Source organism: Thiomonas sp. 13-64-67, from assembly GCF_002282795.1.
In the GTDB taxonomy this organism is placed as follows: Bacteria; Pseudomonadota; Gammaproteobacteria; order Burkholderiales; family Burkholderiaceae_C; genus Thiomonas; species Thiomonas arsenitoxydans.
The window spans coordinates 1-11,840 of sequence record NZ_NCKP01000053.1 but is presented as its reverse complement, the minus strand read 5'-3'; the positions used below and the strand labels follow the sequence as shown (position 1 = coordinate 11,840).

Below are 11,840 nucleotides of genomic sequence, written 5' to 3'. Positions count from 1 at the left end.
CAGGGCCGAGGCCGATGGCGAAGGGGCGCGGCTCGAACACCGCCAGCCCGATGAGTTGATTGATGCCCAGCGCCACGAGGGCCGCCACCGCGGCTTGCAACAGCGGCGGGCGCAGCGCGTCCGGGTGGCGCAGCCAGCCCCAGATCAACAGCAGGGGCGCGGCGTAGATGGCGTATTCCGCAAAGAACAGCGCCACGTCGATGCTGGCTTGTGACGCCGTGCCGTGGGCGGCCCAATGGGTGTAGAGCCCCAGATTGAGGTCATTCCAGAAAGCGGGGAAATGCAGCATGGCGTAGCGGTGTTTTTGTGAGTTGGCAAAACAAAACCGCCTCCGCGACACCCGGAGGACTTCCGGATGAAAGGAGGCGGTTGCAGCGATCAGTCCTGCTGATCCTGGTCGTCGTGATCGTTGCGGTCTTCGGTCGAGGCGATGACCGTGCCTTGATCCGGGCTGATCTTCACGTCGAACACCTGCGCGCCTTTGACTACTTCCACGTCATACACCGCCTTGCCCGCGTGCTGCTCGACTTCGGCCTTGGAGGCCGTGCCGCCCACATGCTGCTCGGCTGCGGTGACGGCCTGGCTCAGGCTGATTTTGGCGTTGGGGATGATGCGGGCGTCGTTGCCCGCGTCATTCGAGGCGAAAGCGCTGACCCCGGCTGCGGCCGAAGCGAGTGCCAGCGTGGCGATGAGGATGGATTGGCGAATTTTCATGATGAAGCTCCCTGAGGAAGTTGAACAAACGCCGGTTTGGCGTGAGAAGAACTTTAGGGAGCGAGTCTTAGCGCACCCATAGCGCTGGACTTATGCTTTCGCCATGCAAACAGCGCCTGTCTCCACCTCGTCAACCTCAGCGCCAAGACCCCGGCTCGGCTTGGCGCTGGGCGGCGGCGCCGCGCGCGGCATGGCACACCTGGGTGTGCTGCGGGCCTTGGCCGATGCCGGACTGCGCATCGATTTCATCGCCGGGTGCAGCATCGGCGCTCTGGTTGGCGCCATTGCCGCAGCGGGGCGCACCGACGGGCTGGAGGCCACGTTCAAGACCTTCGACTGGCGCAAGACCCTGTCGTTTTTCGACGTGGTGTTTCCTCGTTCGGGGCTGATCGACGGCGCCAAGGTCACCGAACTGGTGCGCGAGCATTTGCCGGCGACGCAGATCGAGGCGCTGTCGATCCCGTTTGCCGCGATTGCCACCGATCTGCACAGCGGCGCCGAGGTAGTGCTGCGCTCAGGCGATGTGATCGAGGCGGTGCGCGCCAGCATCGCGGTGCCGGGCGTGTTCACCCCGGTGCGCGTGGATGGGCGGGTGTTGGTGGACGGGGGCTTGAGCAACCCGGTGCCGGTCAGCGTGGTGCGTGCCATGGGGGCGGACCAGGTGATTGCGGTCGATCTCAATCATGGCGTGGTGGACGGTCGGCTCAAGCGACGGCTGCGGCCCAAACCCCGGCGCGGTGAAACTCCGGTGGAAGAACCGGCAGGCCGTTGGGTGGCCGACTATCGGCGGGTGATGGCCGATCTCAAGCAGCGCCTGCAAGCCCCGAGCGCCCCGGCCAAGGATCAGTTCGAGCGCTGGGCCGACCGCGAGGAGCCGCTGCCCAATGTGTTCGAGGTGCTGCTGGCTTCGGTGAATGTGATGGAGATGCACATCACCGAAAGCCGTCTGCGCATCGAGCCGCCCGACTTGCTCATTCGGCCGCCGCTGGGCGACATCCGCTTTCTCGAATTCGGCCGCGCCGAAGAATCGATCGAAATCGGCTACGACGCGGCGATGCAGGCGCTGCGCGGCTGGAACCCGTAACTGCCCTCAGCCGGTATTGCGCAGCCCCGCGGCGATGCCGTTGATGCTCAGGTGAATGCCGCGCTTGGTGCGCTCGTCGGTCTGCCCTTCGCGGAAGCGGTGCAGGAGTTCGATCTGCAGGTGATTGAGCGGGTCGATGTACGGAAAGCGGGCGCGGATCGAACGCTTGAGCGTGGGGTTGTCGGCCAGGCGCTCGGTGTTGCCGGTGATCGCGGTGAGCATATCGGTGGTGAGATGCCATTCGCGCTGCAGCGCCTTGAGCACTTTCTGGCGCGTCTTGGAGTCGGCCACCAGTTCGGCATAACGCTGCGCCACGCGCAGATCGGTCTTGGCCAGCACCATGTCGATGTTCGACAGCAGGGTGGCGAAGAAGGGCCACTGCTTGGCCATGCGCTGCAGCAGCTTGAGGCCGTCCGGGTTGGCGTCGAGGAAGGCCTGCACCCCGCTGCCGAAGCCATACCAGCCGGGCAGCGCCACACGGCACTGGCCCCACGAGAAGCCCCAGGGAATGGCGCGCAGGTCGGCAATGGCGCGGGTGGCCTTGCGCGAGGACGGACGGCTGCCGATATTGAGCTCGGCGATCTCGGAAATAGGCGTGGCGCTATAGAAGTAATCGGTGAATTCCGGGGTTTCGTACACCAGCTTGCGGTAGGCCGCCATGGAGGCTTCGGACAGGGCGGCAGCCGCGTCGAGAAAGCGCGCCGGGGGCTTGCTCGCGGTCTTGGTCTGCGGCAGCAGCGTGGCCTGCAGCGTGGCGGCTACCAGGGTTTCGAGGTTGCGCAGACCGATTTCGGGATTGCCGTATTTGCTGGTGATGACCTCGCCCTGTTCGGTCAGGCGGATCTGGCCATTCACCGTGCCCGGCGGCTGGGCGAGGATGGCGTCGAAGCTCGGCCCGCCGCCGCGTCCCACCGTGCCGCCGCGGCCGTGGAACAGCCGCAGGGTGATGCCATGCTCGGCCTTGAGCTGTTCGAACTGCTCGGCCAGCGCGACCTCGGCGCAGTACAGCTCCCAGTTGGAGGTGAAGAAGCCGCCGTCCTTGTTGCTGTCGGAATAGCCCAGCATGATCTCCTGCTCGCCGCCGGAGCGCTGCACCAGCCCCGCGATGCCGGGCAGGGCATAGAAGTCGCGCATGATGGCCGGGGCGTTGCGCAGGTCTTCGATGGTTTCGAACAGCGGCGCCACCAGCAGCTCGGCGTAGCTGTCGTGGCTGCCCAGGGTGCCGTGGAACAGCCCCGCTTCCTTTTGCAGCAACAGCAGTTCAAGCAAGTCGCTGACGGTCTCGGAGTGCGAGATGATGTATTGCCGGATGGCGCGCGGGCCGAAGTCTCGCCGGGCGCTGTAGGCTCGGTCGAACACGGCCAGCTCGCTGCGCGCCCAGTCGGAATAGACGTGGTGCGGCAGACGCAGCGGACGCGGGTCGTTGAGGCAGCGGATGAGCAGCGCCTGCTTGGCGGCTTCGTCCAGATGGCTGTAGTCGGGGCACAGACCCGCGGCGGCGAGCAGTTCGCGCAGCACGGCCTCGTGCTGATCCGAGCTTTGCCGCAGGTCGATGGTGGCCAGGCGAAAGCCGAACACCCCGGCGGCGCGGATCAGCGGGTCGAGCCGCGTCTGTGCCAGCGGCCCGGCATGATGCCGGTGCAGCGAGTCGTGGATGATGCGCAGATCAGCGATGAACTCGTCGGCATTGGCATAAGGCTCGGCGCTGCCCACTTCGGGCAGCAGGGCCTGCACCCCGGCGAGCTTGCGCAGGTTGGCGGCCAGCCGGGCGTACATGCCGATGAGCGCACGCCGGTAGGGCTCGTCGCTGCGGTGTTCCGACAGATCGGGCGACTGTTCGGCCAGGGCCATCAGTTCCGGGCTGGCGCTGGCCAGCAGCGCCGAGATCGACAGCTCGCCGCCGATGGCGTGCACTTCGGCCATGTAGAACTCTATGGCGGTGCGCGACTGCATGCGCAAGGCGTAGCTCAGGGTGTCGGCGGTGACGAAGGGGTTGCCGTCGCGGTCGCCGCCGATCCAGTGGCCCATGCGGAAAAAGGCCGGCAGATCGGTCTTGGCAAGGTCTTGCCCGCCTGCGGGAAAGAGCGCCTCGATGTCGCGTTCCAGGTTGCGATACAGGCGCGGGAATTGCGAAAAAAACGTGGCGCCATAAAACGACAGCGCGTTCTTGATTTCGTCCGACACTTTCAGCTTGACGTAGCGCAGCAGCCGCGTCTGCCAGAGCTGCACCACGCGGGCGCGCATGGCGTCTTCGATGTCGGCGCGTTTTTGCGGCAGACGGGTCGCGTCGCGTTCGACCAGCAGTCGCGCCAGCGCCCGTTCGGCGTCGAGCACGCTCTTGCGCTGCACCTCGGTGGGGTGGGCGGTGAGCACCGGGGAAATGAGCGCCTGATCGAAAAACTGCAGGAGTTGTTGCCGATCCACGCCGGAGTCCTTGAGCGTCTCCAAGGCGGCGCGCACGCTGTCGCGCTGCGGCGGGGCGCCACGCTCGGCATCCTGCTCGGCGCGGCGCAGCACATGGTGATCTTCAGCGATATTGGCCAGAATGGAAAAGTAGCTGAAGGCGCGTATCACGCTGACCGCCTGGTCGCGGCTGAGGCTGCTGAGCAGCTTGTCGAGGGCGCGGCGGTCCTTGGCGTCGCCGTCGCGGTGAAACTTCACCGAGAGCTGGCGCACGGTCTCGACGATGTCGAACATCTCCTGCCCCTCCTGCTCACGGATCAGGTCGCCCAGCAGACGCCCGAGCAGGCGGATGTCGTCGAACAGAGGTGCGTCGGGATCGGAGGCGTTGCGTGCGGCTGAGGGGCGTGTCGACATGGCGAAGAGTGGTTGATTGGGCACGAAATTGGGGCGCAGTGATGCTATCAGCGCCCAGACAAAACGAAGCAAGATACGCGCCCGCACCGACACCGGAATTGCGCTGCCGCAGGCCGATCGAACTGCAATGCCCCGATCTGTGGCCTTCCAGGCACCGAATTCAGCCACGGCGCGAACCGGCTCTTTAGAATCATTCGATGACTTCCACTTTCACTCCCCCACCGTCCCTCGTCATTGCCACCCGCGAAAGCCGTCTGGCGCTTTGGCAGGCCGAGCATGTGCGCGATTTGCTCAAGGGGCTGTATCCGCAGTGCGATGTGCGGATTTTCGGCATGACCACGCAGGGCGACCAGATTCTCGACAAATCGCTGGCCAAGATCGGCGGCAAGGGGCTGTTCGTCAAGGAACTCGAAGTGGCCATGGAGCAGGGCCATGCCGACCTCGCGGTGCATTCGCTCAAGGACGTGCCCATGGTGCTGCCGACCGGATTTGCGCTCACCGCGGTGATGGAGCGTGAAGATCCGCGAGACGCCTGGGTCAGCCCGCATTACGCCAATCTGGCCGATCTGCCCGCGGGCGCGGTGGTCGGCACCTCCAGTTTGCGGCGCGAATCGCAACTGCGCGCACGCTATCCGCATCTGAAAGTGCAGGCGCTGCGCGGCAACCTCGACACCCGGCTGCGCAAGCTCGACGAAGGGCAGTATGCCGGCATCCTGCTGGCGGCAGCGGGGCTCAAGCGGCTGGGCTTGGACGAGCGGGTACGCGCTGTCATTGAACCTGAAGACATGCTCCCGGCCGTCGGGCAGGCGGCGCTGGGCATCGAAATTCGCGCCGACCGGCCCGATCTGGCGCAGGCGCTGGCTGCGCTCAACCATCCGCCCACGGCCTTGTGCACCCATGCGGAGCGCGCGGTGTCGCGGGGGCTGGGCGGTAGTTGCACCACGCCGATGGGCGCCTATGCCACATTGGAGGGAGAGGCAATGCATCTGCGCGCCGTGTTGGGGCTGCCCGACGGCAGCCAGGCGCTGCACGCGCAGCAGCGTGGGCGCGTCACCGATCTGGCGCAGGCCGAGGCGCTGGGGCAGCAAGTGGCGCGGCAGTTGCGCGAACAGGGCGCCGACGCGCTGCTGGCGCAACTCGGTTCGCATTGAGTTTTCCCGGTTGATGGCTCCAGGCAAAGCGGGGCAACGATGCTCAACACCACGCTGATCTCCACCCGGGCGTCCTCGCAGTCTGGAGGGGCGCATGAGATTTTGGCCGCAGCCGGTGTGCAGATGCTCGACTTTCCGCTGCAACACATCGGCCCGCCGGGCGATCTGCCCCGTTTTCACGCTGCCTTGGCCGCTTTGCCACAGACCGATCTGGCCATCCCCGTCAGCCCTACGGCGGTGGCTGCGGTGTTCGCGGCGCTGCGCCAGCCCTGGCCCGCGCGTTGCGCCATCGGCGTCGTCGGCGAGGGCAGCTTGCGCGCGGTGCGCCGGGCTTTGACCGCGCAGCCTGACGACGCGCCGTGGCCGCGGCTCATCGCGCCGGGCGCGGCGCCCCCAGGGCAGGGCTTAGCCCAGCCCGCCCCCCGAGGGGGTCAAGAAAATTTGGGGCGGCCCTGCGTTTCCTTGAGAGGCGATGAGCCGGGCGGCGAGGGCGACTCCGAGGCCTTGTGGAACGCGCTTCAACTCGCTTTCGCCCCGGGGCCGGTGGCGTCTTTTCCGTGGGCCGGGCGCCATGCGCTGATCTTTCGGGGCGGGCCGGGCCGCGACCTGCTGCAACGCATGCTCGAAGCGGCGGGCGCCAAGGTCAAAGTCATCGAGGCCTACAGTCGGCTGGCGCCCGAATACAACGCGCAGACCGCGGCGTTGCTGCAGTCTGCGCTGGGTAGTGGCGGCTGGTGGCTGTTTTCCTCGACTGAGGCCGTGCATAACCTGCAGCGCTTGCTCGAACCCGCCGGGCTGGACGCCGCCGTGCTGCACCCGCAGCGAGCGCTGGCCATCCACCCGCGCATCGCCAGCGCCTTGAGCGAAGCAGGCTTCGGGCGGGTGGAACTGACCCGCGCGCCGCTTGAAGAGGTGCTGTCCACTTTGCATCGTCTGGCCGCAGCCACGAGCCTGACAGACTCCTAGAATGCCCGCATGACTGAGCCCAGCACCCTTCCCGAGGCAGAGCCTTCTCCGGCGCAAGCGCCTGCGGCTGCGCAGGTTGCTGCTTCGGCTGCAGCTTCTCCTGAGCCTGCGGCCATGCCACCATCGGCGGAACTGACGAAGTCGACGCCTGTCGGCCTGCCGGGCGCCCGCTGGGTCTGGCCGGTTCTCGTCGCCCTCGTCGTCGCTCTGGTGGCGATGGCGTGGTGGCTGAACAACCGCCTGTATGCCACCCAGGCGGAAATTGCGCAGCGCCTGCAAACCGCAACGACCGATGCCATCGAGGCCAAGACGCTGACCAAACAAGCCAGCGATTCGGTGCGCGATCTCACGACACGGCTCGCGGTGCTCGAATCGCGCCAGCAAGACTTCGCGGCGCAGCGTCAGGCGCTGGAGACGTTGTATGCAGACTTTGCCAAGACCCGCGATCAGGCCCGCCTGTCCGAAACCGGTCAGCTCATCGCCCTGGCGCAGCAGCAGGCCCAGCTGATCGGCAATGTGCAGCCGCTCATCGCCACCCTCCAAAGCGCCGATGCGCGACTGGCGCGCTCGCCCAATCCCAAGGCGCAAATCCTGCGCCGCGCGGTGCAGTCCGACCTGACGCGGCTGCGCAGCGCCGTCACGCCCGACATCGCCGCAGCCGCGCACAAACTCAACGATCTGGCCGCGCTGGTGGATAGTTTGCGGCTGGTTTCGGCGGCGGGACCGGCCCACGGCGCCAGCGCACCGGGTACCCCGCCCGTGGCCTCGGCGTCGGCCGCAGGCCCGCGCTGGGCGCCGTGGCTGGGCGACTGGTTCGAGCGCTTTCGCGCCTCGCTGGTGCAGTTGTTCGGCATCACCCGCGTGGGCTCGCGCGACGCTTTGCTGGCTTCGCCGCAGCAGGGCGAATTCCTGCGCGAGAACCTCAAACTGCGCATCCTCAATGCCCGGCTCGATCTGCTTTCGCGCAATGCGGTGGCGTATCGCAGCGATATGCGAGGCATCGATGAGGCGCTGAAAACCTATTTCGACAAGCGCCAGCCGCGCATGGTGCAGGCGCTGTCGCTCGCCCGTCAGGCCGCCCAGCTCGACCTCTCGGCCAATCCCGCAGCCAATCTGGAGTCGCTGGCCGTGCTCTCCACGCTGGATAGCGGAGCCCCCTGATGCGCTGGCTCATCTGGGTGCTGATTCTGGCCGCGGCCGCTGTGCTGCTGGCCCTGGGCACGACCCTCAATACCGGCAACGTCGCCGTGCTGCTGCCCCCCTGGCGGGTGGACGTGTCGCTCAACTTCGCGGTCTTGTTGCTGCTGCTGGCTTTCGTGGTGTTCTACCTGGTGCTGCGCGGTCTATCGCTGCTGCTGGGCATGCCGCAGGCGGCGGCAGAGTTCCGGGCGCGGCGGCGGATGCGACTGGCCGCGCAGGCCTTGCACAACGGCATGTTCGATTATTTCGGCGGCCGCTTTCGCAGGGCCGAGCGCGCGGCGCAGCGCGCGGCCGAGTTCACCGATTTCGCTCCCGCCGCGCTGATGACCGCGGCGCAGTCGGCGCAGCAACTCCAGGCCTACGACCGGCGCGACGCCTATCTGGAACAGCTGCCGCAACCCGCCCGCGATGCCGGTGCGCTGCTGAAGGCGCAGTGGCAACTCGACGCCAAGCAGCCGCGCGAAGCGCTGGCCCAGTTGCGCGCGCTGCCCGCCGGGGTGCAGCGGCGCACCCACGCGCTGCGCATCGAGCTGCAGGCCGCGCGCAAGGTGGGCGATCACGCTGCCGTGCTGCGGCTGGCGCGCACTCTGCTCAAACATGGCGCGCTGCATCCCGCAGCCGCGCAGGCCATGCTGCATACCGCAGCCACCGGGCTGTTGCGACAGGCAGGCGACGACCCGCAGGCCCTGCGCACGACCTGGCACCGGCTGACCGCGCAGGAGCGCACCGACCCCACCCTCGTGATTGCGGTCGCCCGGGGCTTCGCCGCGGCCGGTGAAGTCGGCGAAGCGCGGCAACTGCTGATCGACGCGCTCAACCGCGCGCAGGCCGAGCCGGGTCTGTTCATGCCCAGCCTGCGCGCCATGCTGACGGGCATTGACGCCGGTTTTGTCGCCCAGACCGAGCAGTGGCTGGGCCGCTGGCCGCAAGAGGCGCAGGCGTATTTCACCGCGGGCGCGGCTTGTGCCGAAATGCAGCTCTGGGGCAAGGCGCAGCAGCATCTGCAAAAGGCCATCCAGTCTTGCAGTGATGACGAAAGGCGTTTGCGCGGGCAGATTCATGCCGCGCTGGCGCAACTGCTCGAAGGCATCGAGCGCGAAGACCAGGCACAGCGCCATTGGCGCGAGGCGGCGATGGATCTCTCCGCCCTCGATCTGCCGGGCAAGGCCGGCCTGAACTGAGGCGGCCCAAGCTGCCCGCAAACCGCCTGCCCGCCGCTGATTTCCGCTGACACTTTCAGGAGACTTCCATGTCCTACCTCACCATCGACCAGGTGATCGGCAACACCCCGCTGGTGCAGTTGCAGCGCATCCCCGGCGCCGACAATGCGCGGCGCGGCAACCTGATCCTGGGCAAGCTCGAAGGCAACAACCCGGCCGGATCGGTGAAAGACCGGGCGGCGATTTCCATGATTCGCCACGCGCAGGAGCGCGGCGCCATCAAACCCGGCGACACGTTGATCGAGGCCACCTCGGGCAATACCGGCATCGCCCTGGCGATGGCCGCCGCCATTTTGGGTTATCGCATGGTGCTCATCATGCCCGAAGACCTCAGTATCGAGCGCGCCCAGACCATGAAAGCCTTCGGCGCCGAGTTGCTGCTCACCCCCAAGAGCGGCGGCATGGAATACGCCCGCGATCTGGCCGAGCAGATGCAGCGCGATGGCAAGGGTCTGATGCTCGATCAGTTCGCCAATGCCGACAATCCGCGGGCGCATTTCGAGACCACCGGCCCCGAGATCTGGCGTGACACAAAAGGGCGCATCACCCACTTCGTCAGCGCCATGGGCACGACCGGCACCATTACCGGGGTGTCGCACTTTCTCAAGGAGCAGAACCCGTCGGTGCAGATCATCGGCGCGCAGCCGGAGGAAGGTTCGCGCATTCCCGGCATCCGTAAATGGCCGCAGGAATACCTGCCCAAGATCTACGAACCGCAGCGGGTGGATCGGCTGGAGTACGTCAGCCAGGCCGCGGCAGAGAACATGGCGCGCAAGCTCGCCCGCGAGGAGGGGCTGTTCTGCGGCATCAGCGCGGCCGGCGCCTGCGAAGTGGCTCTGCGCATTGCCCGCGAAGTGGAAAACGCCACCATCGTGTTCATCGTCTGCGATCGCGGCGACCGCTATCTGAGCACCGGGGTGTTTCCGGCTTGACGATCAGCTTTGAGGTGCGGCGTGGCTCGCCGCGCTGATCGGGCTTGGGGGAACCTGTGCGATGCCCTGATCGGGCACGCTGTAGGCCCCGGGTGCGAAGACATGGCTGTAGCCCATGTAAAAGCCGACGGACAAGCAGACAATGAGCAGAATTCCAAGTCCGGTCAGATAGATTTTGGTTCCCATGATGCGTCAGAAAGAAGAGAAGTCTGGCGGGTCCATGCGGACATTCGCACAGACTGATTTTGTTTTGAACATTAGCCAGCCAATCGCCGCAGGCAAGCCGGGTTCACCAAACGTCACAAGCCATACGTCCTGACAGGACGGCGTACCTTTCGTAAGCCTCTCACGCCCTCTTATGCCATCTTCTCTCACACCCCCTTCGCAGAACGCTTCGCTCCATCAGGGCATCACCCTGGCGCTCGTCGCCGCCTTGTTGTTCGGCGCGAGCACGCCGCTGGCCAAGCTGCTGCTGGCCGACACCAGCCCGTGGTTGCTGGCGGCCTTGCTGTATCTGGGCTCGGGGATCGGCCTGGCCGCCTGGCGGGCACTGCGTGCCGTGCGCAGCGGCGAAGCGGCGACGTCTCATTTGCAAGCCGGTGAGTGGCCCTGGCTGGCCGCCGCGATTTTCAGCGGCGGTGTGGGCGCGCCGGTGCTGCTGATGTTCGGCCTCTCGCGCATGCCGGCCGCGGGGGCTTCGCTGCTGCTCAATCTGGAGAGCGTGCTGACGGCCTTGTTGGCCTGGTTTGTGTTCCGCGAAAACTTCGATCGCCGCATCGCCTTGGGCATGGGGGCCATTGTTCTGGGTAGTGTGGTGCTGAACTGGCCCGGCCAGGGGATGAGGCTGGACTGGAGCAGTCTGTGGCCGGGGCTGGCGGTGATCGGCGCCTGCCTGGGCTGGGCGCTCGACAACAACTTCACGCGCAAAGTCGCCTTGGCCGATGCCAGTTTTGTCGCCATGAGCAAGGGGCTCATCGCCGGGGCGGTCAACCTGCTTCTGGCGATGCTGGTCGGGGCGCAATGGCCGACTTGGCCTATCGTGCTGGCGGCAGGCGCGCTCGGCTTTGCCAGCTACGGCGTCAGCCTGGTGCTGTTCGTGCTGGCGCTGCGGCATCTGGGTACGGCGCGCACAAGCGCGTATTTCGCCGTGGCGCCGTTTTTCGGCGCCGCGCTGGCCGTGCTCTTGCTCGGCGAAGCCCTCACGCCGGGACTGGTGCTGGCGGGTGGGCTGATGGCGCTGGGCGTCTGGCTGCACGTCAGCGAACGCCATGCGCATGCGCACGACCACGAGGCGATGCACCATAGTCACCGCCATGTCCACGGCGGCCCGAAAGACGACGGCCATCACGATCATGTGCATGAGCCGCCGGTGCCGATAGGCACGCAGCACAGCCACCCGCATGACCATGCGCCGCTGCGGCATACGCACGCGCACTTTCCCGACGCGCACCATCGACATCGCCACGGGTGATGCGCCTGCGGCGCGATTGCTTCGTGCTTTGATAAATCGCTAAACTCAGCCTCTTTTGCTGCGCAGCGAGGTCGCTCGGCAAAGCGCACGGCAAAGCGAGCGTCAGGTCATCCCGGGCCTGCGCAACGCAACTCTCCGGGATGTCTTGGCTGGGCGATACATCATGGCGTTTGCGGAGCAAGGCGGCCTACCTGTCAAGTCCCGGCTGGTTGTAAACCCGCTTCACGAACAAATCCGGTTTTTTGGCCTGCCATTTTTTGAGCGCCTGGACGGGTGAGAGGTGAT

11 protein-coding genes are annotated in these 11,840 nt (G+C 66.5%); 7 read left to right on the top strand and 4 right to left on the bottom strand.

The genetic code is table 11. The annotated features are described in order from the left end of the window. Together B7X30_RS12025 and B7X30_RS12020 are read right to left on the bottom strand one after the other, a co-directional pair. On the bottom strand, positions 1-289 hold a 289-nt coding region (locus tag B7X30_RS12025; protein ID WP_502694435.1), incomplete at its 3' end, for a phosphatase PAP2 family protein. An 89-nt stretch (positions 290-378) separates the two neighbouring features. Next, positions 379-714 (bottom strand): PepSY domain-containing protein, encoded by a 336-nt coding sequence (locus B7X30_RS12020; protein ID WP_286730865.1) that lies wholly within the window; start codon positions 712-714, stop codon positions 379-381. A 103-nt stretch (positions 715-817) separates the two neighbouring features. Here B7X30_RS12020 and B7X30_RS12015 point away from each other — a divergent pair, with 103 nt between their 5' ends. After that, on the top strand, positions 818-1,798 hold the full coding sequence (locus tag B7X30_RS12015; RefSeq protein WP_286730864.1) for a patatin-like phospholipase family protein: 981 nt from the start codon (positions 818-820) through the stop codon (positions 1,796-1,798). A 6-nt stretch (positions 1,799-1,804) separates the two neighbouring features. Here the strand turns inward: B7X30_RS12015 and ppc are convergent, their stop codons facing one another. Continuing rightward, complete coding sequence (gene ppc, locus B7X30_RS12010; RefSeq protein WP_465020141.1) at positions 1,805-4,783, bottom strand: phosphoenolpyruvate carboxylase; 2,979 nt, start codon at positions 4,781-4,783, stop codon at positions 1,805-1,807. A gap of 29 nt (positions 4,784-4,812) precedes the next feature. Here ppc and hemC point away from each other — a divergent pair, with 29 nt between their 5' ends. The 5 genes from hemC to cysM all read left to right on the top strand — a co-directional run bounded on the left by hemC (position 4,813) and on the right by cysM (position 10,084). Beyond that, a complete protein-coding gene (hemC, locus tag B7X30_RS12005; protein ID WP_286730861.1) occupies positions 4,813-5,766 on the top strand; it encodes a hydroxymethylbilane synthase in 954 nt (317 codons plus the stop codon). Between the two features lie 39 nt (positions 5,767-5,805). Continuing rightward, positions 5,806-6,732, top strand: a complete 927-nt coding sequence (locus B7X30_RS12000) for a uroporphyrinogen-III synthase (protein WP_286730860.1) — start codon at positions 5,806-5,808, stop codon at positions 6,730-6,732. Between the two features lie 9 nt (positions 6,733-6,741). Continuing rightward, positions 6,742-7,893, top strand: a complete 1,152-nt coding sequence (locus tag B7X30_RS11995; RefSeq protein WP_286730859.1) for a uroporphyrinogen-III C-methyltransferase — start codon at positions 6,742-6,744, stop codon at positions 7,891-7,893. Then, positions 7,893-9,113: a heme biosynthesis protein HemY gene (locus B7X30_RS11990; RefSeq protein WP_286730858.1), complete on the top strand. Its 1,221-nt coding sequence runs from the start codon at positions 7,893-7,895 to the stop codon at positions 9,111-9,113. The genes B7X30_RS11995 and B7X30_RS11990 overlap by 1 nt, the downstream gene beginning before the upstream one ends. A gap of 68 nt (positions 9,114-9,181) precedes the next feature. Further along, the gene (gene cysM, locus B7X30_RS11985; RefSeq protein ID WP_013106211.1) at positions 9,182-10,084 is read left to right on the top strand and encodes a cysteine synthase CysM; all 903 of its coding nucleotides are present in this window, start codon (positions 9,182-9,184) and stop codon (positions 10,082-10,084) included. A 3-nt stretch (positions 10,085-10,087) separates the two neighbouring features. On the opposite strand, the gene B7X30_RS11980 is transcribed toward cysM, so the two are convergent. After that, complete coding sequence (locus B7X30_RS11980; RefSeq protein ID WP_041608984.1) at positions 10,088-10,270, bottom strand: hypothetical protein; 183 nt, start codon at positions 10,268-10,270, stop codon at positions 10,088-10,090. Between the two features lie 172 nt (positions 10,271-10,442). On the opposite strand from B7X30_RS11980, the gene B7X30_RS11975 reads away from it, so the two are divergent. After that, positions 10,443-11,555, top strand: coding sequence for a DMT family transporter (locus tag B7X30_RS11975; protein ID WP_013106210.1), 1,113 nt, complete (start codon positions 10,443-10,445; stop codon positions 11,553-11,555). Positions 11,556-11,840: the final 285 nt, after the last annotated feature.